At 56.3% G+C, this 24260-nt stretch carries 24 protein-coding genes; 16 read left to right on the plus strand and 8 right to left on the minus strand.

The annotated features are described in order from the left end of the window. Nucleotides 1-41: 41 nt before the first annotated feature. Nucleotides 42-899, plus strand: a complete 858-nt coding sequence (rpoH, locus tag PO881_RS01380; RefSeq protein ID WP_064737937.1) for an RNA polymerase sigma factor RpoH — start codon at nt 42-44, stop codon at nt 897-899. A 95-nt stretch (nt 900-994) separates the two neighbouring features. Here rpoH and panM read toward each other — a convergent pair whose 3' ends face one another. Beyond that, complete coding sequence (gene panM / locus PO881_RS01385; RefSeq protein WP_280172333.1) at nt 995-1381, minus strand: aspartate 1-decarboxylase autocleavage activator PanM; 387 nt, start codon at nt 1379-1381, stop codon at nt 995-997. Nucleotides 1382-1466: 85 nt separating this feature from the next. Continuing rightward, a complete protein-coding gene (locus PO881_RS01390; protein ID WP_255527713.1) occupies nt 1467-1592 on the minus strand; it encodes a hypothetical protein in 126 nt (41 codons plus the stop codon). A gap of 191 nt (nt 1593-1783) precedes the next feature. Here PO881_RS01390 and PO881_RS01395 point away from each other — a divergent pair, with 191 nt between their 5' ends. The 10 genes from PO881_RS01395 (at nt 1784) to ugpQ (ending at nt 11867) form a co-directional block, all read left to right on the plus strand. Continuing rightward, nucleotides 1784-2911, plus strand: a complete 1128-nt coding sequence (locus tag PO881_RS01395; protein WP_061718403.1) for a branched-chain amino acid ABC transporter substrate-binding protein — start codon at nt 1784-1786, stop codon at nt 2909-2911. Nucleotides 2912-2977: 66 nt separating this feature from the next. Then, complete coding sequence (gene livH, locus PO881_RS01400; protein WP_101763097.1) at nt 2978-3904, plus strand: high-affinity branched-chain amino acid ABC transporter permease LivH; 927 nt, start codon at nt 2978-2980, stop codon at nt 3902-3904. Next, the gene (locus PO881_RS01405; protein WP_110868130.1) at nt 3901-5172 is read left to right on the plus strand and encodes a high-affinity branched-chain amino acid ABC transporter permease LivM; all 1272 of its coding nucleotides are present in this window, start codon (nt 3901-3903) and stop codon (nt 5170-5172) included. The genes livH and PO881_RS01405 overlap by 4 nt, the downstream gene beginning before the upstream one ends. Further along, nucleotides 5169-5936, plus strand: coding sequence for a high-affinity branched-chain amino acid ABC transporter ATP-binding protein LivG (gene livG, locus PO881_RS01410; protein WP_110868131.1), 768 nt, complete (start codon nt 5169-5171; stop codon nt 5934-5936). Before PO881_RS01405 ends, livG begins: the two co-directional genes overlap by 4 nt. Before the next feature lies 1 nt (nt 5937). Next, nucleotides 5938-6651, plus strand: a complete 714-nt coding sequence (gene livF / locus PO881_RS01415; protein WP_101763094.1) for a high-affinity branched-chain amino acid ABC transporter ATP-binding protein LivF — start codon at nt 5938-5940, stop codon at nt 6649-6651. A 292-nt stretch (nt 6652-6943) separates the two neighbouring features. Next, a complete protein-coding gene (gene ugpB, locus PO881_RS01420; RefSeq protein WP_280172334.1) occupies nt 6944-8260 on the plus strand; it encodes a sn-glycerol-3-phosphate ABC transporter substrate-binding protein UgpB in 1317 nt (438 codons plus the stop codon). A gap of 63 nt (nt 8261-8323) precedes the next feature. Then, complete coding sequence (gene ugpA / locus PO881_RS01425) at nt 8324-9211, plus strand: sn-glycerol-3-phosphate ABC transporter permease UgpA (protein WP_101763092.1); 888 nt, start codon at nt 8324-8326, stop codon at nt 9209-9211. Then, nucleotides 9208-10053: a sn-glycerol-3-phosphate ABC transporter permease UgpE gene (ugpE, locus tag PO881_RS01430; protein WP_101763091.1), complete on the plus strand. Its 846-nt coding sequence runs from the start codon at nt 9208-9210 to the stop codon at nt 10051-10053. The genes ugpA and ugpE overlap by 4 nt, the downstream gene beginning before the upstream one ends. Next, a complete protein-coding gene (locus PO881_RS01435) occupies nt 10054-11127 on the plus strand; it encodes a sn-glycerol-3-phosphate import ATP-binding protein UgpC (RefSeq protein ID WP_222234581.1) in 1074 nt (357 codons plus the stop codon). Beyond that, a complete protein-coding gene (ugpQ, locus tag PO881_RS01440; protein WP_110868135.1) occupies nt 11124-11867 on the plus strand; it encodes a glycerophosphodiester phosphodiesterase in 744 nt (247 codons plus the stop codon). Before PO881_RS01435 ends, ugpQ begins: the two co-directional genes overlap by 4 nt. On the opposite strand, the gene PO881_RS01445 is transcribed toward ugpQ, so the two are convergent. Further along, nucleotides 11864-12142, minus strand: coding sequence for a DUF2756 domain-containing protein (locus tag PO881_RS01445; protein WP_101763088.1), 279 nt, complete (start codon nt 12140-12142; stop codon nt 11864-11866). The two genes, ugpQ and PO881_RS01445, sit on opposite strands and share 4 nt — an antisense overlap. Nucleotides 12143-12469: 327 nt before the next feature. Between PO881_RS01445 and ggt the strand changes: the two genes are divergently transcribed. Further along, nucleotides 12470-14221, plus strand: coding sequence for a gamma-glutamyltransferase (gene ggt / locus PO881_RS01450; RefSeq protein WP_210081843.1), 1752 nt, complete (start codon nt 12470-12472; stop codon nt 14219-14221). Nucleotides 14222-14301: 80 nt separating this feature from the next. On the opposite strand, the gene PO881_RS01455 is transcribed toward ggt, so the two are convergent. Both PO881_RS01455 and PO881_RS01460 read right to left on the minus strand, forming a co-directional pair. Further along, complete coding sequence (locus PO881_RS01455) at nt 14302-14793, minus strand: GNAT family N-acetyltransferase (RefSeq protein ID WP_137384955.1); 492 nt, start codon at nt 14791-14793, stop codon at nt 14302-14304. Between the two features lie 227 nt (nt 14794-15020). Next, a complete protein-coding gene (locus PO881_RS01460; protein ID WP_222234575.1) occupies nt 15021-16592 on the minus strand; it encodes an AbgT family transporter in 1572 nt (523 codons plus the stop codon). A gap of 216 nt (nt 16593-16808) precedes the next feature. Between PO881_RS01460 and PO881_RS01465 the strand changes: the two genes are divergently transcribed. From PO881_RS01465 to gntU, 4 genes are all read left to right on the plus strand, one after another. Further along, nucleotides 16809-17504 carry a pirin family protein gene (locus tag PO881_RS01465; protein ID WP_280172335.1) on the plus strand — a complete coding sequence of 232 codons (696 nt, stop codon included), beginning with the start codon at nt 16809-16811 and terminating at the stop codon, nt 17502-17504. A 138-nt stretch (nt 17505-17642) separates the two neighbouring features. Beyond that, on the plus strand, nt 17643-18638 hold the full coding sequence (gene gntR / locus PO881_RS01470) for a gluconate operon transcriptional repressor GntR (RefSeq protein ID WP_280172336.1): 996 nt from the start codon (nt 17643-17645) through the stop codon (nt 18636-18638). Between the two features lie 142 nt (nt 18639-18780). After that, nucleotides 18781-19317: a gluconokinase gene (gene gntK / locus PO881_RS01475; RefSeq protein ID WP_036621490.1), complete on the plus strand. Its 537-nt coding sequence runs from the start codon at nt 18781-18783 to the stop codon at nt 19315-19317. Between the two features lie 2 nt (nt 19318-19319). Continuing rightward, nucleotides 19320-20660 (plus strand): gluconate transporter, encoded by a 1341-nt coding sequence (gene gntU, locus PO881_RS01480; RefSeq protein ID WP_280172337.1) that lies wholly within the window; start codon nt 19320-19322, stop codon nt 20658-20660. A gap of 85 nt (nt 20661-20745) precedes the next feature. Here gntU and PO881_RS01485 read toward each other — a convergent pair whose 3' ends face one another. The 3 genes from PO881_RS01485 to PO881_RS01495 all read right to left on the minus strand — a co-directional run bounded on the left by PO881_RS01485 (nt 20746) and on the right by PO881_RS01495 (nt 24260). Beyond that, nucleotides 20746-22371 carry a Na/Pi cotransporter family protein gene (locus PO881_RS01485; RefSeq protein ID WP_222211738.1) on the minus strand — a complete coding sequence of 542 codons (1626 nt, stop codon included), beginning with the start codon at nt 22369-22371 and terminating at the stop codon, nt 20746-20748. Between the two features lie 108 nt (nt 22372-22479). Further along, entirely contained in the window at nt 22480-23472 is a 993-nt protein-coding gene (locus PO881_RS01490; RefSeq protein WP_280172338.1) for an ABC transporter ATP-binding protein, read from the minus strand. Nucleotides 23473-23474: 2 nt separating this feature from the next. After that, complete coding sequence (locus PO881_RS01495; RefSeq protein WP_101763078.1) at nt 23475-24260, minus strand: ABC transporter permease; 786 nt, start codon at nt 24258-24260, stop codon at nt 23475-23477.

A 24260-nucleotide genomic window follows, 5' to 3' on the forward strand; every position in this document is an offset into this window, starting at 1 on the left:
AGGAACTGTGCAGCAAGTCCATTGAATTTGTGAGGGTTTGAATGACCAAAGAAATGCAAACTTTAGCGATTGCTCCTCTGGGTAACCTGGAATCTTACGTTCGGGCTGCCAACAACTGGCCGGTGCTGACGGCAGAAGAGGAAAAAGCATTGGCTGAGCGGCTGCATTACCAGGGCGATCTGGATGCAGCAAAGACGCTGATCCTGTCTCACCTGCGCTTTGTTGTTCATATTGCTCGTAACTACTCCGGTTACGGCTTGCCGCAGGCGGACCTGATTCAGGAAGGTAACATCGGCCTGATGAAGGCGGTGCGTCGCTTCAACCCTGAAGTCGGCGTGCGCCTGGTGTCGTTTGCCGTGCACTGGATTAAAGCAGAGATTCACGAATACGTGCTGCGTAACTGGCGTATCGTGAAAGTCGCGACCACCAAAGCGCAGCGCAAGCTGTTCTTTAACCTGCGTAAAAGCAAACAGCGTCTCGGTTGGTTTAACCAGGACGAAGTGGAAATGGTCGCACGCGAGCTGGGCGTGAGCAGCAAAGACGTGCTGGAAATGGAATCGCGCATGGCTGCGCAGGACATGACTTTCGACATGTCGTCTGATGACGAAGCAGGCGAAGGCAAAGCGATGGCGCCGGTGCTGTATCTGCAGGATAAAACCTCTGACTTTGCCGATGGCATCGAAGAGGACAACTGGGATGCACATGCGGCTGACAAGCTGAGCGATGCGATGCTGAGCCTCGACGAGCGTAGTCAGGACATTATCCGTGCCCGCTGGCTGGACGATGACAACAAAACCACGCTGCAGGAGTTGGCCGACAAATACGGCGTCTCTGCGGAGCGCGTGCGTCAGCTGGAAAAGAACGCCATGAAGAAACTGCGTGTGGCGATTGAAGCCTGATAGTGATCGGGTGGAAAAACGGGGCGACTTTTAAGTCGCCCTTTTTATTACCTGGTCGCTACGCATCATGTTCAGACATTCCGCGCGACATCCTTTCAACGTACCCAACCATCAGCCTGCGCACGAAAACCACAAGCCTGCATAAACGCCGCACGCACGCCCTGATCGGCGTCGCCGTCATCGGCAATCCACCAATCTGCTAACGCGTTATTCTGCGCGATTGTCTCTTCCAGCAAGTATTGCCCCACGCCACGTCGACGCGTGACTTCGCGAACGTTGAGGTGGGTGATTTTCCCCTGCGTGCCGCTGAGGGTTAGCTGCAGCGCCGCCAGTAATCGGTCGTTAAAACGCGCCGCATACAAACGTTGCGTGTCGCTAAGTTGTGCTTCCAGTTGCACAATATCGATTTCCGGCCAGACTTTAGCTAAATCGATACGATCCTGAGCGGTTAACGATGCTAAGCGCTGGATTGTCAGCTTCATACCTAATACCTGTACTAGTGCAAAGGCGATAGTGTAGCGAATTTAGACAGTCAGAGCGCTGTCACTTTTTTCTGATGAAAATAGGTCAAATGCCGGTCAGTTTGCCAGGATTGTGGAGTAAGCCATCAACGATAGTTGAAAAAGCCAGCATAACGCGCTGGTATCCTGCTGAAAAATCGGCCATAACAACCAGACGATTCTGCTGATCCACTCAGTCAATTCTGAATATGTCAGTTGATTTACAGAAGAAAGTTCCTGTTTAATAACCTGAAAAATAAAGCCTTATTACCTATAAATGCCAGAAAAGCGTGCTAACCCATTATTGCAGAATGAGTTTTCCTCTTTGACTGGCAGAAAATAAACAATCACAACAAACACGACACAACAGATGGGGAAGTTCGCATGAAAATGAGTAAAGGTCGCGCATTACTGGCGGGCTGCGTTGCCCTGGCGATGAGCCATGCGGCGCTGGCTAAAGACATCAAAATTGCCATCGTAGGCGCATCAACCGGTCCGGTCGCGCAGTACGGTGACATGCAGTTTACCGGTGCCGCGCAGGCGATTAAGGACATCAACGCCAAAGGCGGCGTTAACGGTGACAAACTGGTTGGCGTGGAATATGACGATGCCTGTGACCCGAAACAAGCGGTTGCGGTTGCCAACAAAGTGGTTAACGACGGCATCAAATACGTTATCGGCCATCTGTGCTCCTCCTCTACTCAGCCAGCTTCAGACATCTATAACGATGAAGGCGTGCTGATGATCACCCCAGCCGCTACCGCGCCTGAACTGACGGCACGTGGCTATGCTGACGTGCTGCGTACTACTGGCCTGGATTCCGATCAGGGCCCAACGGCGGCGACCTACATCCTCGACCACATCAAGCCAAAACGTATCGCTGTGGTGCATGACAAACAGCAATATGGTCAGGGCCTGGCGGAATCGGTGCAGAAAACCCTGAAAGCCAAAGGCGGCAACGTGGTGCTGTTTGAAGGTATCACCGCCGGTGATAAAGACTTCTCCACGCTGATTGCGCGTCTGAAGAAAGAAAACGTCGATTTCGTTTACTACGGTGGCTATTACCCGGAGCTGGGCCAGATTCTGCGTCAGGCAAAATCCGCTGGCCTGAATGCCGGCTTCATGGGTCCGGAAGGCGTGGGCAATGCTTCTCTGTCTAACATCGCTGGCGATGCGTCTGAAGGCCTGTTCGTGACCCTGCCGAAACGTTATGACCAGCTGCCAGAGAACAAGGCGATTGTTGATGCGATTAAAGCCAACACCGCGTCTAACCGCAAAGATCCAACCGGTCCGTTCGTCTGGACCACCTACGCGGCGATTCAGTCGCTGGTGGCCGGAATCGAACGCAGCAAGAGCGATGAGCCTGATGCAATTGCGAAGAACCTGAAAGAGGGCGCTGCCGTTCCAACCGTGATGGGCAACCTGAACTGGGATGAGAAAGGTGACCTGAAGGGCTTCGAATTTGGTGTCTTCAAATGGCACAAAGACGGCTCTTCTACCGCAGTTAAGTAATCCCCCAAAATTCCCTTTCCCGCACGCGGGAGAGGGAATTATTCAGCTCCAGAGCAGGTCCTCACTATGTCCGAGCAGTTTCTCTATTTTATTCAGCAGATGTTCAACGGGGTGACCCTCGGGAGCACCTACGCGCTGATCGCCATCGGTTACACCATGGTTTACGGCATTATCGGCATGATCAACTTCGCCCACGGCGAGGTGTATATGATCGGTAGCTATGTCTCCTTTATCGTGATTGCCGCCCTGATGATGATGGGCATCGATACCTCGTGGCTGATGATCGCCGCCGGTTTCGTGATGGCGGTGATCATCTCCAGCGCCTATGGCTGGAGCATCGAGCGCGTGGCGTACCGGCCGGTGCGATCGTCCAAGCGCCTGATCGCGCTGATCTCCGCGATCGGGATGTCGATCTTCCTGCAAAACTACGTCAGCCTGACGCAAGGCTCGCGCGATCTCGCGCTGCCAAGCCTGATCACCGGCCAGTGGACGTTGGGCGAGAGCAACGGCTTTGCGGCCACGCTCTCCACCATGCAACTGGTGATTTGGGTGGTGACCTTCCTGTCGATGCTGGCGCTGACGCTGTTCATCCGTTATTCACGCATGGGCCGCGCCTGCCGCGCCTGTGCAGAAGACCTGAAAATGGCCAGCCTGCTGGGTATCAACACCGATCGCGTTATCTCTCTCACCTTTATCATTGGTGCCGCGATGGCCGCGGTGGCGGGCGTATTGCTCGGTCAATTCTATGGCTCCATTAACCCATTCATCGGCTTTATGGCCGGGATGAAAGCCTTCACCGCCGCGGTATTAGGCGGTATCGGCAGTATTCCAGGCGCGATGATTGGCGGCCTGGTGCTGGGCATTGCAGAAGCGCTGACCTCGGCGTATCTGTCGACCGAATATAAAGATGTGGTCTCCTTCGCGCTGCTGATTGTGGTGCTGCTGGTGATGCCAACCGGGATTCTTGGCCGTCCGGAGGTGGAGAAAGTATGAAACGCCTCGGTTTGGTCAATGCCGTGATCTCCACGGTGATGTTGCTGATTCTCGCTACCTTCTTTATGGGCGTGCGCCTCGATCTGGACGGCACCAAACTGGTGGTCGCCAATGCGGGCGCGGTGCGCTGGAACTGGATTTTCATGGGTTGTGCGGTGGTGTTTGTCTTCCAGCTGCTGCGTCCGCTGGTGCAGGGCAAATTCAAACGCAGCGGCAAAGGTTTTGTTCTGCCGGGTTTTGATGGATCAACGCCAAAGCAGAAGCTGTTGATGGCGCTGGTGATTGCCGCCGCCGTTATCTGGCCGTTTCTGGTCTCGCGCGGCAGCGTCGATATCGCCACGCTGACGCTGATCTACGTGATGCTCGGTCTCGGGTTGAACGTGGTGGTGGGTTTGTCTGGTTTGCTGGTGCTGGGCTACGGCGGTTTCTACGCCATCGGCGCTTACACCTTCGCGTTGCTTAATCACTATTACGGTTTTGGTTTCTGGGAAAGTCTGCCGCTGGCCGGTTTAGTCGCCGGTGCGTTTGGCCTGATGCTTGGCTTCCCGGTGCTGCGCCTGCGCGGTGACTATCTGGCGATCGTCACGCTCGGCTTTGGTGAAATTGTGCGTATTCTGCTGCTGAATAACACCGCGATCACTGGCGGTCCGAACGGCATCGCGCAGATTCCCAAGCCAAGTCTGTTTGGTCTGGAGTTTGGCCGCCGCGTCAGCGAAGGCGGCTGGAGCACTTTCCATGATTTCTTCGGCCTGAAATACGATCCCAGCGACCGCGTGATTTTCCTCTATCTGGTGGCGCTGCTGCTGGTGGTGCTGACGCTGTTTGTGATCAACCGTTTGCTGCGTATGCCGCTGGGCCGCGCGTGGGAAGCGCTGCGTGAAGATGAGATCGCCTGCCGTTCGCTCGGCCTGAGCCCAACGCGCATCAAGCTGACCGCTTTCACCATCAGCGCCGTGTTCGCCGGCTTCGCGGGGACGCTGTTCGCCGCTCGTCAGGGCTTCGTCAGCCCGGAATCCTTCACCTTCGTCGAATCGGCCTTTGTGCTGGCGATTGTGGTGTTGGGCGGCATGGGTTCGCAGCTGGCAGTGATCCTTGCAGCGATTCTGCTGGTGGTATCACGCGAGCTGATGCGTGATTTGAACGAGTACAGCATGCTGGTGCTCGGCGGTTTGATGGTGCTGATGATGATATGGCGTCCGCAAGGTCTGCTGCCGATGAAGCGTCCGCATCTGAAGATGAAAAGCAGTAAACAAGGAGAGCAGGCATGAGTCAGCCTTTATTAGCCGTTGAAGGCCTGATGATGCGCTTCGGCGGCCTGTTAGCCGTCAACAACGTGGCGCTTGAGCTGCATCCACAGGAAATTGTTTCGCTGATCGGTCCGAACGGTGCCGGTAAAACCACGGTGTTCAACTGCCTGACCGGTTTCTACAAACCGACCGGCGGCACCATCAAACTGCGCGATCAACAACTGCAAGGTTTGCCAGGCCAGAAGATTGCGCGCATGGGCATTGTGCGTACCTTCCAGCATGTGCGTCTGTTCCGTGAAATGACGGTGATTGAGAACCTGCTGGTGGCACAACATCAGCACCTGAAAAGCGGCGTGTTCTCCGGCTTGTTCAAAACCCCGGCTTTCCGTCGCGGTGAGAGCGAAGCGCTGGATCGCGCGGCAACCTGGCTTGAACGCATCGGTTTGCTGGATCTGGCTAACCGTCAGGCGGGTAACCTTGCTTATGGTCAGCAGCGTCGTCTGGAGATTGCGCGCTGCATGGTGACGCGTCCGGAAATCCTGATGCTGGATGAACCGGCGGCGGGTCTTAACCCGCGTGAAACGCACGAACTCGATGAGCTGATCGCCGAACTGCGCGGTGAGCACAAGGTTTCCGTGCTGCTGATTGAACACGATATGAAGTTGGTGATGGGCATTTCTGACCGCATTTACGTGGTTAATCAGGGAACGCCGCTGGCTAACGGCACGCCGGAACAGGTGCGTAACAATCCGGATGTGATCCGTGCTTATTTAGGTGAGGCGTAACATGGCAAACCCGATTTTAACTTTGCAGAATGTCAGCGCCCATTACGGTCCGATTCAGGCGCTGCATAACATTAATCTGCACATCAATCAGGGTGAAATCGTCACGCTGATCGGTGCCAACGGCGCGGGTAAAACCACGTTGCTCGGCACTTTGTGTGGCGAACCACGCGCCACCAGCGGCACCATCACCTTTGATGGTAAAACAATCACCGACTGGCAAACCGCGAAAATCATGCGTGAAGCGATTGCCATCGTGCCGGAAGGCCGTCGGGTGTTTTCGCGCATGACGGTGGAAGAGAACCTGGCGATGGGCGGTTTTTTCGCCACGCGTCAGCAGTATCTGGAGCGTATCGATCGCGTTTATCAGCTGTTTTCACGGCTGGCAGAACGTAAAGCACAGCGCGCGGGCACCATGTCTGGCGGTGAGCAGCAGATGCTGGCGATTGGTCGCGCGTTGATGAGCCAGCCGCGTTTGCTGCTGCTGGATGAGCCGTCGTTGGGGTTGGCGCCGATTATCATTCAGCAGATCTTCGATACCATTGAGCAGCTGCGTAAAGAGGGCATGACCATCTTCCTCGTCGAGCAGAACGCCAACCAGGCGCTGAAGCTGGCAGATCGCGGCTATGTGCTGGAGAACGGCCACGTGGTGCTGGAGGACAGCGGCGAAGCGCTGCTGTCCAACGAAGCGGTGCGGAGTGCGTATTTAGGCGCTTAAGTTGGTGCTCGCTGTCCCCCATCCCGGCCTTCCCCCGCAAGCGGGGGAAGGAGACGCTGCCACATGCAGCTTCAGAACGAACATATGGCAGCATCTTCCTCCCCCATTAATGGGGGAGGACCGAGGAGGGGGACAGCGAGCACGCACGAATTAGCTCAGTTTTCATTACCAACCCACCTGTCACATCCCCGTCATAAACCTGTTATTAATCCGTCATTTCCCCGTGTCATGTTACGTCGCGAACTAAAAAATGCGCGTATTCGCGCGTACTTAACAGCACAGGAAAAACCTTATGTCCGCTTTTACGCTTCGTCCCCGCCTGATGAGTGTCTTGCTCGGCCTGGCGCTCAGCGGTAATGCGCTGGCTGCAACTGAGATCCCTTTCTGGCACTCAATGGAAGGCGAGTTAGGCAAAGAAGTTGATTCTCTGGCACAACGTTTTAACCAGGCTCATCCCGATTACAAAATCGTTCCGACTTACAAAGGCAACTACGAGCAGAGCTTAGCGGCGGGTATCGCGGCAGTGCGCGCCGGTAAAGCACCTGCGCTGCTGCAGGTGTATGAAGTCGGTACGGCGACCATGATGGCGTCAAAAGCTATCGTGCCGGTCAACCAGGTGTTTAAAGACGCCGGCGTGCAAATGGATCCCAGGCAGTTCGTGCCAGCCGTTGCCGGTTACTACAGCGACAGCAAAGGCCAGCTGATCTCGCAGCCGTTCAACAGCTCCACGCCGGTGCTGTACTACAACAAAGATGCGTTCAAAAAAGCCGGTCTGAACCCGGATCAGCCACCAAAAACCTGGCAGGAGCTGGCGAAAGACGCCGAAGCGCTGCGCAAAGCCGGCCTGACCTGCGGTTACGCCAGCGGCTGGCAGGGCTGGATTCAGATTGAAAACTTCAGCGCCTGGCATGCGCTGCCGGTCGCCACCAAAAATAACGGCTTTGACGGTACCGATGCTGTACTTGAATTCAACAAGCCGGTGCAGGTGCGCCACATCGAAATGCTGGAAGCGATGAACAAGAAGGGGGATTTCACCTACTTCGGTCGCAAAGATGAATCCACCGCCAAGTTCTACAACGGCGATTGCGGCATCACCACCGCGTCTTCCGGTTCGCTGGCCGACATCAAACACTACGCCAAATTTAACTTCGGCGTTGGCATGATGCCGTACGATGAAACCGTTCCAAATGCACCGCAAAACGCCATCATTGGCGGCGCGAGCCTGTGGGTGATGAAAGGCAAAGATGCCAACACCTACAAAGGCGCGGCGGAGTTCATGAAGTTCCTCGCGCAGCCGGAAATCGCTGCCGAATGGCACCAGAAAACCGGTTACCTGCCTATCACCACCGCCGCGTATGAGCTGACCAAGCAACAGGGCTTCTATGACAAGAACCCCGGCGCAGACATCGCTACGCGTCAGATGCTGAACAAAGATCCGCTGCCGTTCACCAAAGGCATGCGTCTGGGCAACATGCCACAGATTCGTACCATCGTGGACGAAGAGCTGGAAGGCGTGTGGACCGGCAAACAGGCGCCGCAAGCCGCGCTGGATAACGCTGTTAAACGCGGTAACGAACTGCTGCGCCGTTTTGAGCAGCAAGTGAAGTAACGCTGTTATCTCGGGGCCGGCGCCAGGCGTTCGCCCCGATTTTTCTCCTGGATTGAGCCTGCTATGTCCTCATCGCGCCCGGTATTTCGCTCCCGTTTTCTGCCCTATTTGCTGCTGCTGCCGCAACTGGTGATCACGGCCATCTTCTTTCTGTGGCCAGCCGGTGAAGCCTTGTGGTATTCGCTGCAAAGCATTGATCCTTTTGGCATCTCCAGCACATTCGTCGGAATGGCGAACTTTAAACGCCTGTTCAGCGACGAGTACTATCTGGCGTCCTTTTGGACCACCATTGAATTCAGTGCGCTGGTCACGATTTGCGGTATGACCTTTTCCCTGCTGCTGGCGGCGCTGGTGGATTACGTGATTCGCCTGCGCAAGCTTTACCAAACCTTGCTGCTGCTGCCATACGCGGTGGCGCCGGTAGTAGCGGCGGTGCTGTGGATGTTCCTGTTTAATCCGGGCCTCGGTTTGTTCAGCCATCTGCTGAACCAAATGGGCTACAACTGGAACTACGCGCAAAACAGCGGTCAGGCGATGTTCCTGATTGTGCTGGCGTCGATCTGGCAGCAAATGAGCTACAACTTCCTGTTTTTCTTTGCCGCGCTGCAGTCGATTCCCAAATCGCTGGTGGAAGCGGCGGCGATCGATGGCGCCGGTCCGGTGCGTCGCTTCTTCAATTTATCCCTGCCGCTGATTACGCCGGTGAGCTTTTTCCTGCTGGTGGTCAATCTGGTGTACGCCTTCTTCGATACCTTCCCGGTGATCGATGCCGCCACCGGCGGCGGTCCGGTGCAGGCCACCACTACGCTGATCTACAAAATCTATCGCGAAGGCTTCACCGGGCTGGATCTCTCATCCTCCGCCGCGCAATCGGTGGTGCTGATGCTGCTGGTGATTGGCCTGACTATCCTGCAATTCCGCTTTGTCGAGCGTAAGGTGCAATACCAATGATTGAGAATCGACGCGGGCTGGACATCTTCAGCCATACCTTGCTGGTGCTGGGCGTGCTGACCATTCTGTTCCCGCTCTACATCGCTTTTGTCGCGGCGACGCTGGATAACGAGGCGGTGTATCAGGTGCCGATGACGCTGCTGCCGGGCACGCATTTGTGGGAGAACATCGCGCGCATCTGGACGCATGGCGTGAATGGCAACGGTCCGGCGTTTGGCATGATGATGCTCAACAGCCTGCTGATGGCGCTCGGTATCACTATTGGCAAAATCAGCGTCTCGATGCTCTCCGCCTTCGCGCTGGTGTGGTTCCGCTTCCCGCTGCGTTCGCTGTTTTTCTGGCTGATTTTCATCACCCTGATGTTGCCGGTGGAAGTGCGTATTTTTCCGACGGTGGAAGTGATTTCGACGCTGAATATGCTCGACAGCTACAGCGGCTTAACGCTGCCGCTGATGGCATCGGCGACGGCCACTTTCCTGTTCCGTCAGTTCTTTATGTCGCTGCCGGACGAGCTGATTGAGGCGGCGCGTATCGACGGTGCCAGCCCGATGCGCTTCTTCTGGGACATTGTGTTACCGCTGTCCAAAACCAATCTCGCCGCGCTCTTCGTGATCACCTTTATCTACGGCTGGAACCAATATCTGTGGCCGCTGCTGATCATCAACGATGCCAGCCTCAGCACCGCCGTCGCCGGAGTGAAAAGCATGATCAACAGCAGCGGCGGGCCGACGCAGTGGAATGAAGTGATGGCGGCAATGTTATTAACCCTGATTCCACCGGTGGTGGTGGTACTCGTGATGCAACGTGCGTTTGTGCGTGGCCTGGTAGAGAGTGATAAATAAATGGCAGGCGTAACCCTTCAAACCGTTACCAAATCGTATGACGGCAAAAATCAGATCATTCAGCCACTGAATATCACCATTAACGATGGCGAATTTATGGTGATGGTCGGCCCTTCCGGCTGCGGTAAATCGACGCTGCTGCGCATGGTGGCGGGCCTTGAGCGCGTATCGTCGGGCGACATCTACATCGACGACAAACGCGTCACCCACATGGAGCCGAAAGATCGCGGCATCGCCATGGTATTCCAGAACTACGCGCTCTATCCGCACATGACGGTGGGCGAAAACATGGCGTATGGCCTGAAAATTCGCGGCATGGGCAAAGTGCAGATTGATCAGCGCGTGATGGAAGCCGCGCGCAGCCTCGAGCTGGATCATCTGCTGCATCGCCGCCCGCGTGAGCTGTCGGGCGGACAGCGTCAGCGCGTGGCGATGGGGCGCGCTATCGTGCGTGAACCGGCGGTTTTCCTGTTTGATGAGCCGCTGTCGAATCTGGATGCGCGCCTGCGCGTGCAGATGCGTCTTGAGCTGCAACAGCTGCATCGCCGCCTGAAAACCACCAGCATCTACGTGACGCACGACCAGGTGGAAGCGATGACGCTGGCGCAACGCGTAATGGTCATGAACAAAGGCGTGGTGGAGCAGGTGGGCACGCCGGTGGAAGTCTACGAGCGTCCGGCCAGCCAGTTTGTTGCCTCGTTTATCGGCGCGCCCGCCATGAATTTGCTGCCAGGGCAAATCAGCAGCGACGGCACGCGTTTCACGCTGGATGCGCTTAACAGCTTGCTGCTGGGCGAGAGCAGAGCCAAATGGGCCAATCGCCTGCTGACGCTCGGCATTCGTCCCGAACACATCAAACTCAGCAGCCGCGACGCGGGCGGCATTCCGCTGGTGGTTGAAACGCTGGAGATGCTCGGCGCGGACAATCTGGCGCACGGCCGCATCGGTAACGCACGCATGGTGGTCCGTTTGCCACACAGCGAGCGCCCGCTGGCGGGCAGCACCTTGTGGCTGCATCTGCCGTCAGATGCGTTACACTTCTTCGATTCAACCTATGGAAAGCGTCTGGAATGAGTCAACACAACTGGCCTTATCCGCACATTGTCGCGCATCGCGGCGGCGGCAAACTGGCCCCGGAAAATACCCTCGCGGCAATTGATGTCGGCGCGCAGCACGGTCACACCATGATCGAGTTTGATGCCAAGCTGTCGCAAGATAAGCAAATTTTCCTGCTGCACGACGATACGCTGGATCGCACCAGCAACGGTTGGGGCGTGGCGGGCGCGCTGTCGTGGCATAAGCTGTCACAGCTGGATGCCGGCGGCTGGTTTAGCCGCGATTACGAAGGCGAACCGCTGGCGCTGCTGAGCGAAGTGGCCGAGCGTTGTCGCCAGCATCAGATGATGGCGAACATCGAGATCAAACCCACCACCGGGCAGGAGGTGGAAACTGGTCGCAATGTGGCGCTGGCCGCACGCGAACTGTGGCAAGGACAAACCGCACCGCTGCTCTCCTCCTTCTCTTACGCAGCGCTGGAGGCTGCGATGGAGGCAGCACCTGAACTGCCGCGCGGGTTGCTGCTGGATGAGTGGCACGACGATTGGCAGGCGCTGACCGCGCGTCTGGATTGCGTGTCGATCCATCTCAACCACAAATTACTCGACGCCAAACGCACCGCGCAGCTGAAAGCGGCCGGTCTGCATATTCTGGTGTATACCGTGAATCAGCCCGCGCGGGCGCGCGAGCTGTTGAGTTGGGGCGTCGATGCTATCTGCACCGACCGCATCGATATTATCGGTCCCGACTTCCGCTAGTTCTGCTGCTGTTTCTGGCCCGGCTGCGACTGAATCACCCGCTGCTGGGCGCTATCCCGCTGTTCCTGCACCTTGCGCTGGACATCCTGACTTTGCTGCTGCTGATTCTGCTGCAACCTGAGCTTCTGCTGTTGCTGCTGATTCTGCATTTGCGACTGCATCCGCTGCTGGCTTGGGTTGAAGCCGGGTTTGTTCGGGTCGTTGGTGCTGTTCAACGTATTTGCCATGCTGCTTAACGGCAGCAATGCTGCGATCACAATTAGCCATTTGTTCATGGTCTTCCTCCATTCATGCAGCCTGCTGTGTGCTGATGCTGCCAAAGTGGCAACACGCGCTGCAGCCATAAGTTTATGCGATATCACAAACCTATGATCCAGGAGTGCGCCGAATTTAGCTTACTGCTACGCTTTTTACCGTGTTTGCAAACACTTGCATCAATAAATAACAAATGGATACCCAAAATAATTCGAGGCGCAGGAAGGCGGCAAACGAGAGAGTCCGATGAGCTTACATAAGTAAGTGATTCGGGTGAACGAGAGCAGCCAACGCATCTGCACCTTGAAGTATGAAGGGTATAAATAACTTTAAAAGGATGGTGGCAGATGAGGATACAGGGCAACGTGCGTCAGTTCGGCTGGGCATTATTGATGAGTTTTACCGTGGTGCAGGGCGCACACGCTGCGCCCGCCAACGCGCCGCCGGTTTCGTATGGCGTTGATAGTGATACCTTTCACCCGGTAAAAGCCAAACATGGCATGGTGGCATCGGTGGATGCGATGGCGACAGAAGTCGGCGTCGATATTCTTAAGCAGGGCGGTAACGCGGTGGATGCGGCCGTTGCGGTGGGTTTCGCGCTGGCGGTGACGCATCCGCAGGCCGGTAACCTCGGCGGCGGGGGCTTTATGCTGCTACGCACCGCATCGGGCCGCACCACCGCCATCGACTTCCGCGAAATGGCACCGGCGCGCGCGTCACGCGATATGTTCCTTGATAAGCAGGGCAACGCTGATAGTAAGTTGTCACTCACTTCTCACTTAGCCTCAGGCACGCCGGGCACCGTGGCCGGTTTTGCGCTGGCGGCGCAGAAATACGGCACCTTGCCGCTGAGCACATTACTGGCGCCTGCTATCAAACTGGCGCGTGACGGTATCGTAGTGAACGATGCGCTGGCCGACGATCTCGCCACTTATGGCAAAGAGACGCTGATCAATCACGACAACAGCCGCGCGATTTTCTACAAAGCCGACGGTAAGCCGTATCAGAAGGGCGAACGTCTGGTGCAGAAAAACCTCGCGCGCAGCCTGCAGCTGATCGCCCAGCAAGGGCCGGATGCGTTCTATAAAGGCAAAATCGCCGATGAAATTGCCGGTGAAATGGCGCAGCACGGCGGCCTGATCGGCAAGCAGGATCTGGCGGCCTATCGCGCGGTGGAACGTAAACCGGTGAGCGGCACCTATCGCGGCTATGAAGTGTTCTCCATGCCGCCGCCATCGTCCGGCGGGATTCACATCGTGCAGATCCTCAATATCCTGGAAAACTTCGACCTGGCGAAATCGGGCTTTGGTAGCGCGGATGCGATGCAGGTGATGGCGGAAGCGGAAAAATACGCTTATGCCGACCGTTCGGAATACCTTGGCGATCCTGACTTCGTCAAAGTGCCGCAGCAGGCGCTAACCAGCAAAGCCTACGCCAAAACCCTGGCGCAGCAGATTGACGTCAATAAAGCGCGTCCATCCAGCGAGATCAAGCCGGGCAAACTGGCGCCGTATGAAAGTAATCAAACCACGCACTTCTCGGTGGTGGATAAAGATGGCAACGCGGTCGCGGTGACTTACACGCTGAATACTTACTTCGGCAGCGGCATTGTCGCCGGACAAAGCGGCATCTTGATGAACAATGAAATGGATGATTTCTCGGCCAAACCGGGTACGCCAAACGTCTACGGCTTAGTCGGTGGCGAGGCGAATGCGGTGCAACCGGCTAAACGTCCGCTGTCATCGATGTCGCCCACTATTGTGGCAAAAGACGGTAAAACCTGGCTGGTGACCGGTAGCCCAGGCGGCAGCCGTATTATCACCACCGTGCTGCAAATGGTGGTGAACAGCATCGATTTCGGCATGAACGTCGCGGAAGCGACCAACGCACCGCGCTTCCATCATCAATGGTTGCCCGATCAGCTGCGCGTGGAAAAAGGCTTCAGCCCGGATACGTTGCGCCTGCTGGAAGCCAAAGGCCAGCATGTGAAAGTGATGCCCGCGATGGGCAGCACGCAGAGCATTATGATTGGGCCGGACGGCACGCGTTATGGCGCATCGGATCCGCGTTCAGTGGATGATTTAAGCGCAGGTTATTGATCGCTAATGCGCAATAAATTGCGCCGCTACGGTATGTGCACGTCTTTGTAGCGGCGCGATTTATCGCGCGGTTTTAAGGGTTATTTCAAGCGCGCCATATAGTGCGTATCCACCATTTCGCCGTCGCGCATGGCGTGGCGACGTGCGGTGCCTTCGATCTCAAAGCCAAACTGCTGATACAGGCCAAGCGCTTTATGATTATCGGCGAACACCGTCAGCTCAATGCGCGTCACCTGCAGCCAGTTGTCGCACAAATCAATCATCGCTGACATCAGCGCTTTACCGACGCCGCGCCGATGAAAAGCAGAATCGACGCCCATGCCAAATGTCGCGGTATGGCGACGGCGCGCCACCGACAGCACTTCCACCGTGAGTTGCCCGGCAATCTGATCGTCAATGCACGCCACTAGCATATGCACACCCGGACGCAGATTACTGAGGCGGTCCTGCCACAGCGTCGGCGATTGATACGGCAGATGCAGCGTGTTGGCCTGCGGTTCAGGCTGACTGTACATGCGCGTTAAAGCAGCAGCATCTTCGGGAATAGCGTGACGAACAACGATCTGACTCATGAGCGACTCCTTGTGCAAAATGGATAAAATCCCCTTTAACATCAAGGAATTCTCGCTCTTCGTCAATGCAAAATAATTCGCAAAAGGGCTTTACAGACGAGAATGATAATGATTATTATTGCCATGCGAGCTCGGAAACGTCTCCTGACAACCGGGTAAGCACGACATTGCTCACATTGCTTCCAGGTATTATTTAGCCAGCTCGGGTGCTGGCTTTTTTTTTGCCTTTACAGCGTGTACCAGGTTGCCGCACCGGGCCCGACCGGCAGATTGAAGACAAACACCCAAAGCACAAACAGCAGCGTCCAGCCAATCATAAACACCACCGAATACGGCAACATCATCGCCACCAGCGTACCGATGCCCATATCGCGTCGATAACGCGCCGCCACCGCCATAATCAGGCCAAAGTAACTCATCATGGGTGTAATCACGTTGGTCACCGAATCGCCGATGCGATATGCCGCCTGAATCACTTCGGGCGCAAAGCCGACCAGCATCAGCATCGGGACAAAGATCGGTGCGGTCACCGCCCATTGCGCCGAGGCGGAGCCGATCATCAGGTTGATAAAGCCGCAGATCATGATGAAGCAGACAAACAGCAGCGGCGCGCCCATATCGATTGATGCCAGCAGATTAGCGCCTTTCACTGCCACCACGGTGCCGAAATTGCTCCAGTTAAAAAACGCCACGAACTGCGCAGCAAAGAACACCAGCACGATATACATGCCCATGCTGCTCATACTGGCGGACATGGCGTTAATGACGTCGCGATCGTTGCGCATGTTGCCGATCAGGCGGCCATATACCATGCCGGGAATAGCGAAGAAGACAAAGATAAACACCACGATGCCCTTCAGGAACGGTGAACCCGCCAGCGTGCCGGTTTTCGGGTTGAGTAACACGCCGTAGCCCGGAATCACGGTCAGGATCAGCAGCAGCGTAACGCCAAGAACCGCCCAGCCCGCGCCTTTCAACGCCCGACGTTCTTGCGTCGTCAGCGCGCCCATATCGCCTCGCACCGCATCACCTTCGCTGTCGTGATATTTGCCCAGTTTAGGTTCGACGATGCTGTTGGTGATCCAGGTGCCAAGAATGGCAATCACGAAGGTACTGACAAACATAAAGTACCAGTTCACTTCCGGGCCAACATGGTAGTCAGGATCGATAATCTGCGCGGCGCTTTGGGTAATGCCCGAGAGCAGCGGATCGATGGTGCCAAGCAGTAAGTTGGCGCTGTAGCCGCCAGAAACCCCGGCAAACGCCGCGGCCAGGCCCGCCAGGGGATGACGGCCCAATGAGTGGAAAATCATCGCGGCCAGCGGAATCAGCACCACATAGCCCAGCTCAGAAGCGGTGTTGGAGATAATGCCAGCGAAGACGATGGTGAAGGTGATGAGCTTTTTCGGTGCGTTAAACACCAGCGCGCGCATCGCCGCCGAGAGCAGCCCTGAATGTTCGGCAATCCCCACACCGAGCAGCGCAACCAACACGGTGCCGAGCGGCGCAAAGCCGGTAAAGTTGGTGACCAGATGGCTGACGATGCGTTGCAAACCTTCGGCACTCATCAGGCTAACCACGTGAATCACACCGTCTGGTGCGCGTCCTGCCGCGCCAACTGGGCGGGGATCGATCACGTTGACGCCAAACGCTGCGGCAACGGCAGACGCAACAATGATAAACAGTGAAAACAGGGCAAATAAAGTAATCGGATGCGGTAATAAATTACCCAGCCATTCAACGGTATTCAAAAAGCGCTCAATCGGGCGCTTAGCGGGTGGAGTGATGTGTTCTGACATAATTTTTCCTTGTTATTCCTGCTTGCAGGGTCCGTGATGCTCATTGTTATGTAGTGGGTTATCTACAAGACCAATCTCGTTCGCACTTCCTCATCAGTAAAACCTGGGTCGTTTTTTGTTTTCATTCACTTTTTTTGAACAGAGGGATGAAGTTTTTCAGCTATCAATCAATCCTTCGCAGTACCAAACTGTAAAAAACATTGAGGAGAATTGAACATGATTTATGTACGCAAAGCTGAAGAACGCGGTCACGCTAATCACGGTTGGCTGGATAGCTGGCACACCTTTTCTTTCGCCGATTATCACGATGCCAACTTTATGGGCTTCTCGGCACTGCGCGTGATTAACGAAGATGTTATCGATGGTGGTCAGGGCTTCGGCACCCATCCGCACAAAGACATGGAAATCCTGACCTATGTGCTGTCTGGCACCGTTGAACATCAAGACAGCATGGGCAATAAAGAGCAGATTCCGAGCGGTGAGTTCCAAATCATGAGCGCCGGTACCGGCGTGCGACATTCGGAGTACAACGCCAGCGCCACCGATCCGCTGCACCTGTATCAGATCTGGATCATTCCAGAGCGCAAAGGCATTGAGCCGCGTTACGCGCAGCGCCGTTTCGATGATGTTAAAGGCCGCCAGTTTGTGCTGACGCCGGATGAACGTGACGGATCGCTCAAGGTGTTTCAGGACATGACGTTGTCGCGCTGGGTCTTTGCTGAGGGCGAAAGCGATGAAGTGACAGTTGAAGCCGGTCGTCGCGTGTGGATTCAGGTGGTGAAAGGGCTGGTGAGCGTGAATGGCGAACAGGTTGGCAGCAGCGATGCGCTGGCGATTTGGGATGAAAGCGCGCTGAGCATCAAAGCTAACAGCGATGCAGAGATTCTGCTGTTTGATTTGCCACCTGTTTAAAGGTCGCGCAATAAATTGCGCCGCTGCAATAGTTGCACGTATTTGTAGCGGCGCGATTAATCGCGCAGGTTTTCCTCAAAAGCAGTGCATGACAAAAAAATGATAAACTCGTCGTATCTCTGATTTCAGGCGCATACGATGAAGAAGAAAAGACCGGTATTACAGGACGTTGCCGATCGTGTCGGCATCACAAAAATGACCGTCAGTCGCTACCTGCGCAATCCCGATCAGGTCTCTGCGGCGCTGCGCGATAAGATCGCCGTGGCGCTGGACGAACTCGGTTACATCCCCAATCGCGCCCCCGATATGCTCTCCAACGCCACCAGCCGCGCTATCGGCGTGCTGCTGCCTTCCTTAACCAACCAGGTTTTCGCCGACGTATTGCGCGGCATTGAGGCCGTTACCGACGAAGCGGGTTACCAAACGCTGGTGGCGCATTTTGGCTACAACGCGCAGAAAGAGGAGTTACAGCTGCGATCGCTGCTCGGCTGGAACATCGACGGCGTGATCCTCACCGAGCGTACCCATACACCGGGCACGCTGCGCATGCTGGAAGTGGCGGGCATTCCGGTGATTGAGATGATGGATTCGGTCACGCCGTGCCTCGATATGGCGGTGGGCTTTGATAACGTCGAAGCAGCACGGCAGATGACGCATGCTATTCTGAAAAAAGGCCATCGCCATACGGTTTATCTTGGCGCGCGCCTTGATGAACGTACCTTGCAGAAGCAGCAGGGCTACGAAAAAGCGATGCGCGAAGCGGGGCTCACGCCACATAGCGTGATGATGGAAGATGCCTCCTCTTTCAGCGCCGGCGCGCAACTGCTGTGCGAAGCGCAAAAGCGTTATCCGGAAACTGACAGCCTGTTTTGTACCAACGATGACCTGGCGGTAGGCGCGATGTTTGAGTGCCAGCGTCAGGGATTACACGTGCCGCAGCAGATGGCGATTGCCGGTTTCCACGGCCACGACATTACGCAAGTGGTGAATCCGCGCCTTGCCACGGTGTTAACGCCGCGCGAGCGTATGGGACGGGAATCGGCAGCGATGCTGCTGGCGCGCATTGGCGGCGATCGCACGCTAACGCAACCGCTGGATGTTGGCTTTGAAATCTCCGAAGGTGACAGCATCTGATTTTGGCGATTATTTGAGTCAGTTCACACTTTCGTGCTTTTCCACCTGAGAAGGGTTGCCAGCCTTTCAGTGGGCTCTGACAATGGCAGCTCGATTTGTTATCGGTAACATTGGGCAGAATTCACTGCCGGAGCGCAAAACAATGACAACGCCATCTCCATCGCACCACGTCTTTATCCTGATGGGCGTTTCCGGCAGCGGAAAATCTGCCGTCGCCAATCAGGTCTCTCATCAGTTAAACACTGCGTTCCTCGATGGGGATTTCCTCCATCCGCGCAGCAACATCATGAAAATGGCGGATGGCCATCCGCTGGACGACAATGATCGCCAGCCGTGGCTGCAGGCGCTGAATGATGCGGCCTTTGCCATGCAGCGCACGCAGGAGATCTCCATCATCGTCTGTTCGGCACTGAAAAAGTCCTATCGCGACATCCTGCGTCAGGGCAACGAGAACCTGAAATTCATCTATCTGCAGGGCGACTTCGAAACCATTGAATCCCGCCTGAAAGCGCGTAAAGGTCACTTCTTCAAACCGCAGATGCTGGTGACGCAGTTCGCCACGCTGCAGGAACCCGGCGCGGATGAGCCCGATGTACTGGTGGTTGATATCAATCATTCACTGGATGAGGTAGTTGCGGCCACGGTTGCGACCATTGAGGGTGCAATCAACAAGGGTTAGTCATGAGTACCGCAACGCTAGTGTTAACCGCAGCAGGCTCTGTCCTGCTGCTGCTGTTTTTGGTGATGAAAGCGCGTATGCACGCCTTTGTTGCCCTGATGTTAGTCTCCATTGGTGCCGGTCTGTTCTCCGGCATGCCGCTCGATAAAATCGCACAAACCATGGAAAAAGGCATGGGCGGAACGCTCGGCTTTCTCGCCATTGTGGTGGCGTTAGGCGCGATGTTCGGCAAGATCCTGCATGAAACCGGCGCCGTCGATCAGATCGCCATTCGCATGTTGAAAACCTTTGGGGAAAGCCGCGCGCACTATGCGATGGGCGTCGCCGGCTTGATCTGTGCGTTGCCGCTGTTCTTTGAAGTGGCGGTGGTGTTGCTGATCAGCATTGCGTTCGCCGTGGCGCGTCGCACCCAAGGCAATTTAGTTAAGCTGGTGATCCCGCTGTTTGCCGGTGTTGCCGCGTCCGCCGCGTTTCTGCTGCCGGGTCCTGCGCCGATGCTGCTGGCCGCGCAGATGCACGCTGATTTTGGCTGGATGATTCTGCTGGGCCTGTGCGCCGCGATTCCGGGCATGCTGATTGCGGGCCCGCTGTTTGGCAGCTTTATTGCGCAGCACGTCAGCTTTAGTGCACCGCCGGAAGATCATCAGCCGGAAGTGGAAGAGGGCAAACTGCCGTCGTTTGGCTTTAGTCTGGCGCTGATTCTGTTCCCGCTGCTGCTGGTGGGCCTGAAAACCATCGGCGCACGCTTCACTACCCCGGGTTCCCATCTGTATGAGTGGCTGGAGTTTATCGGCCATCCGTTCACCGCGATTTTGCTGGCCTGTCTGGTGGCGATTTATGGCCTGGCTTATCGTCAGGGCATGGATAAAGAGAAGGTGATGCAGGTGTGCGGCAGCGCGCTGCAACCGGCGGGCATTATTCTGCTGGTGATTGGTGCGGGCGGCGTGTTTAAGCAGGTACTGGTGGATTCGGGCGTTGGCCCGGTTTTAGGACATGCGTTGACCGGCGCAGGTATGCCGATTGCGCTGGCGTGCTTCATCCTTTCTGGCGCGATTCGCGTGATTCAGGGTTCGGCCACCGTGGCGTGTTTAACCACCGTCGGTTTAGTGATGCCGGTGATTGAACCGCTGCACTACAGCGGCGCGCAGCTGGCCGCGCTGTCGATCTGTATCGGCGGCGGCTCGATCATTATCAGTCATGTGAATGATGCGGGTTTCTGGCTGTTTGGCCGCTTCACCGGCGCCACCGAAGCCGAAACGCTGAAGACATGGACGCTGATGGAAACCATTTTGGGCAGCACCGGCGCGATTGTTGGCATGATTGCGTTCAGTTTGCTGTCGTGATGTAAAACCAGCGCAATACATTGCGCCGCTACGGACCATTACGCGGATTTGTAGCGGCGCGATTTATCGCGCGATTCTGACCTTCTTAATCCTCTTCCCGCTCATCATCCGGCTGATCCAAAACCGTGTACGCCACGGCGCAGAACAGCGAATTTAAACGCTTCAAATCGCCCAGCAAGCCAAGGTGCAACGAGCTTGTCTCAATGCTTTGCACATTCTGCAGATGCAAGCGCTCGACGTGCGCGTGGGAGAAACGGCGAATCAGGATGCGGAAGCGATGCTTGGATCGGCGCAGGCGTTTGGCGCTGGTGACATCGTGCGACAAAAACACCGACAAACTCAGACGCAGGTTATACAGCACCTGTTCCTGCAAGGTTTGCAGCTCCTCCAGCCCTTCGGCAGAGAAGGCGCGGCGCGCGGTCAGTGACTTATCCGCTACGTCGGCGCACATGCGTTCGATAATGTCGCCCGCCTGCTCCAGGTTGAGCGCCATCTCAATGATCTCCGCCCAGCGGCGCGAATCATCCTCCGGCAAATCCTCTTTCGGCATACGCGCCAGATAGAGTTTGATCGCGGTGTAAAGCACATCAACATCATCATCCAGCCGCCGCACCGCGCGCTCTTCGCGCAGGTCGCCGTGCACCACCTTATTGAATGACTCAATCATCTGCTCGACCACATCGCCGATGCGCAGTGTTTCGCGTGAGGCGTTAGCCAGCGCTAACGCCGGCGTATCCAGCGCGCTGCTGTCGAGGTGTTTGGGTTTGAGATGGGCTTCGTTTTCGGGATCATCGGCAATCATACGGCGGCAAAGGCGCGCCATTGGATCGGCAAACGGCACCATGACTAAGCAGCGAATCAGGTTGTAGAAGACGTGGAAGAAGATCACCAGCTCTTCATCATTGACCGGCAGCTTATCCAGCACATCGGCGACAACATTGACGAACGGCAAAATGGCGATGCTGCCAATCAACTTAAACAGCAGGCTGCCGAGCGCGACGCGTTTGCCCGCTGCATTGGAGCCGCTGGCGTTGATCATTGCCAGCAAGCCGCTGCCGAGGTTGGCACCAATCACCAGACAGAGTGCGACCTTGAAGGAGATGACACCGGTAGCGGTCAGCGTGGCGGTAATCAGGACCGCCGCGAGGCTGGAGTAACTGATGATGGCGAACACCGCACCAATCAGTGCATCGAGCATCACATCGCCGGTCAGCGTCGAGAACAGCACCTGAACGCCCGCCGCCTGGGTGATCGGTTTGGCGGCCGCGACAATCAGCTGCAGCGCCAGCAGAATCAGGCCAAGTCCAATACTGGCGCGGCCTAGCTGCCCAATGCGCGTTTGCTTGCGGCTGAGAAAGAACACCACGCCAAAGAAGATAAACAGCGGCGACAGCCACGACAGATCGAAGGTCAGGATACGCGCCATGATCGCGGTCCCGACATCCGCGCCCAGCACCACCACCAGCGCTGGCGTCAGACTGACCAGATTCTGTGCAACAAAGGAGGTAACCAGCAGCGTGGTGGCGTTACTGCTCTGCACCAGCGCCGTGACGCCAATGCCGGCAAGAAACGCCATCGGTTTTTTTTCAACGCTGCGACTGAGTACGCGACGCAGATCGGCACCGTAAACGCGCATGATGCCGGTGCGCACAATGTGTGTGCCCCACACCAGCAGCGCAACGGCGGAGAGTAGATTAAGCAGAGTTAACACGTATAGAGGCTCCTCATCCGTCAGGCTCAAACCACACCGATTGCCAGCCTGACGGTGAGCACAACCGGTAAAACCTTCGCCGCGTTGTGTCGCCTTTTTTCGTTTAAATTAAGCAACCTGGCGCAACGTCGACATCTCTAACTGTAGCCCAATCTGCATACCAGCGGGATGCAAATCTGCCACGCTGCGGTTGAGTACATCTATCGAGAGTTCCACGTTTTGCGCGCGCACCCGATAGCGAATCACGTTGCCAAGCAAGCTGTGGCTGAGGATGGTGGCGGGAATGCCCGCCTGCGGCGCACACAGCTGGATCGACTCCGGGCGAATCGCTACCTGGCCGCTAAACGCCTGTCCGGTCAGCTGCGTTGCCTGCTCGGCGCTCAGCAGGTTGTAGTTGCCGATAAACCCGGCGGCAAACAGATCGGCCGGTTGGGTATAGAGCATTTCCGCGTTGCCGTTCTGCACGATCTTTCCCCGATTCATCAGCACGATGCGATCGGACATGGTCAACGCCTCTTCCTGATCGTGGGTGACAAACAAGGTAGTGAGTTTCAGCTCGCGCTGAATATTGCGGATCTGTTCACGCAGATGGCGACGAATGCGCGCATCCAGCGCCGACAGCGGTTCATCCAGCAACAGCAAGCGTGGACGCGTCACCAGCGAACGCGCCAGCGCCACGCGCTGACACTGTCCGCCAGAGAGCTGATGCGGATAACGCCGCGCGAAGTCGGTGAGTTCCACCAGCGCCAGTACCTCCATCACGCGTTTCTGAATCTCGCTGCTCGCCAGTTTCTGCATCTTCAGGCCAAACGCCACGTTCTTCTCAACCGTCATATTGGGGAACAGCGCGTAGCTCTGGAACACCATGCCGATGGTGCGCTTCTGCGGCGGCAGCGGCACGATATCCTGACCTTGCAGCAATACTTTGCCGCTATCCACTTCGGTTAACCCGGCGATACAGCGCAGCAGCGTCGATTTGCCGCAGCCGCTGGGGCCGAGCAGCGTAACAAACTCGCCTTCTTCGGCACTGAAATCGATGTTTTCAAAAATGGTGGTCGGACCGTAGCTTTTGTTCAGCTGGGTGACGCTCAGATAACTCATGGTCAGCCTCGTTCAGGATTGAGGGCATTCGCCAACCAGGTAACCAGCAGGACGACGGCAAAATAGGAGATCACCAGCGCGCTGGTGAAATGGCCGCTGCCGTTGCGCATGTTAAACAGATAAACCTGCAAGGTTTCATAACGGGTGCCGACCAACATATTGGCGAAGACAAACTCACCAATCAGGAAGGAGAAGGAGAGCAGCACCGCGATAAATACCCCTTTGCGCAGGTTCGGCAACACCACAAACAGCGCCGCCTGCCAGGTGCTGGCACCGAGCAGCTGCGCGGCATCAATCAGCTCTTTCAGGTTGATGGCCTGCATATTGTTGGAGATGGCGCGATAGATAAACGGCAAGGCGATGGTGAAGTAGCAGCCGATCAAAATCCACGGCGTGCCGGTCAGCATCAGCGGCGACGACGAATAGAGTTGCAGCAGCCCGACCGACGACACCACCGGCGGCACGGCGAAGGGCATCAGGATCAGCACGTTCATCACCGCATCCAGTTTCGGATAGTAGTAAGCGATTACAAACATGGCAGGCAGTACCAGCACCAGCGAGAACAGCAGCGCACCGCAGCAAACCAGCAGCGAATGGCCGAGTGCGGTCAGAAAACGCGCATCGCTCCACAGCGCGCTGAGCCACTTCAGCGTAAAGCCCTGCGGCAGGATGGTGTCGCTCCAGCTGGTGGAAATGCCGTACAGTAACGTCGCCAGCAGCGGCGCGGCTAAAATGGCCAGCAGCAGCCAGACAATCAGGCGATGATAAAATTTTTCCGCGCGCGACAC

It is taken from the genome of Pantoea sp. SS70, from assembly GCF_029866845.1.
Taxonomy (GTDB): domain Bacteria; phylum Pseudomonadota; class Gammaproteobacteria; order Enterobacterales; family Enterobacteriaceae; genus Pantoea; species Pantoea leporis.

Excerpts from the sequence above, each read along its gene's own strand:
- PO881_RS01460 (WP_222234575.1), bottom strand. The coding sequence starts at position 16,592 with ATGTCAGAACACATCACTCCACCCGCTAAGCGCCCGATTGAGCGCTTT.
- gntU (WP_280172337.1), top strand. The coding sequence starts at position 19,320 with ATGAGTACCGCAACGCTAGTGTTAACCGCAGCAGGCTCTGTCCTGCTG.
- gntR (WP_280172336.1), top strand. The coding sequence starts at position 17,643 with ATGAAGAAGAAAAGACCGGTATTACAGGACGTTGCCGATCGTGTCGGC.
- ugpB (WP_280172334.1), top strand. The coding sequence starts at position 6,944 with ATGTCCGCTTTTACGCTTCGTCCCCGCCTGATGAGTGTCTTGCTCGGC.
- PO881_RS01490 (WP_280172338.1), bottom strand. The coding sequence starts at position 23,472 with ATGAGTTATCTGAGCGTCACCCAGCTGAACAAAAGCTACGGTCCGACC.
- livG (WP_110868131.1), top strand. The coding sequence starts at position 5,169 with ATGAGTCAGCCTTTATTAGCCGTTGAAGGCCTGATGATGCGCTTCGGC.
- ugpE (WP_101763091.1), top strand. The coding sequence starts at position 9,208 with ATGATTGAGAATCGACGCGGGCTGGACATCTTCAGCCATACCTTGCTG.
- PO881_RS01405 (WP_110868130.1), top strand. The coding sequence starts at position 3,901 with ATGAAACGCCTCGGTTTGGTCAATGCCGTGATCTCCACGGTGATGTTG.
- rpoH (WP_064737937.1), top strand. The coding sequence starts at position 42 with ATGACCAAAGAAATGCAAACTTTAGCGATTGCTCCTCTGGGTAACCTG.
- panM (WP_280172333.1), bottom strand. The coding sequence starts at position 1,381 with ATGAAGCTGACAATCCAGCGCTTAGCATCGTTAACCGCTCAGGATCGT.
- ugpA (WP_101763092.1), top strand. The coding sequence starts at position 8,324 with ATGTCCTCATCGCGCCCGGTATTTCGCTCCCGTTTTCTGCCCTATTTG.
- PO881_RS01465 (WP_280172335.1), top strand. The coding sequence starts at position 16,809 with ATGATTTATGTACGCAAAGCTGAAGAACGCGGTCACGCTAATCACGGT.
- PO881_RS01455 (WP_137384955.1), bottom strand. The coding sequence starts at position 14,793 with ATGAGTCAGATCGTTGTTCGTCACGCTATTCCCGAAGATGCTGCTGCT.
- livH (WP_101763097.1), top strand. The coding sequence starts at position 2,978 with ATGTCCGAGCAGTTTCTCTATTTTATTCAGCAGATGTTCAACGGGGTG.
- ggt (WP_210081843.1), top strand. The coding sequence starts at position 12,470 with ATGAGGATACAGGGCAACGTGCGTCAGTTCGGCTGGGCATTATTGATG.
- ugpQ (WP_110868135.1), top strand. The coding sequence starts at position 11,124 with ATGAGTCAACACAACTGGCCTTATCCGCACATTGTCGCGCATCGCGGC.
- PO881_RS01445 (WP_101763088.1), bottom strand. The coding sequence starts at position 12,142 with ATGAACAAATGGCTAATTGTGATCGCAGCATTGCTGCCGTTAAGCAGC.
- PO881_RS01435 (WP_222234581.1), top strand. The coding sequence starts at position 10,054 with ATGGCAGGCGTAACCCTTCAAACCGTTACCAAATCGTATGACGGCAAA.
- PO881_RS01395 (WP_061718403.1), top strand. The coding sequence starts at position 1,784 with ATGAAAATGAGTAAAGGTCGCGCATTACTGGCGGGCTGCGTTGCCCTG.
- livF (WP_101763094.1), top strand. The coding sequence starts at position 5,938 with ATGGCAAACCCGATTTTAACTTTGCAGAATGTCAGCGCCCATTACGGT.
- gntK (WP_036621490.1), top strand. The coding sequence starts at position 18,781 with ATGACAACGCCATCTCCATCGCACCACGTCTTTATCCTGATGGGCGTT.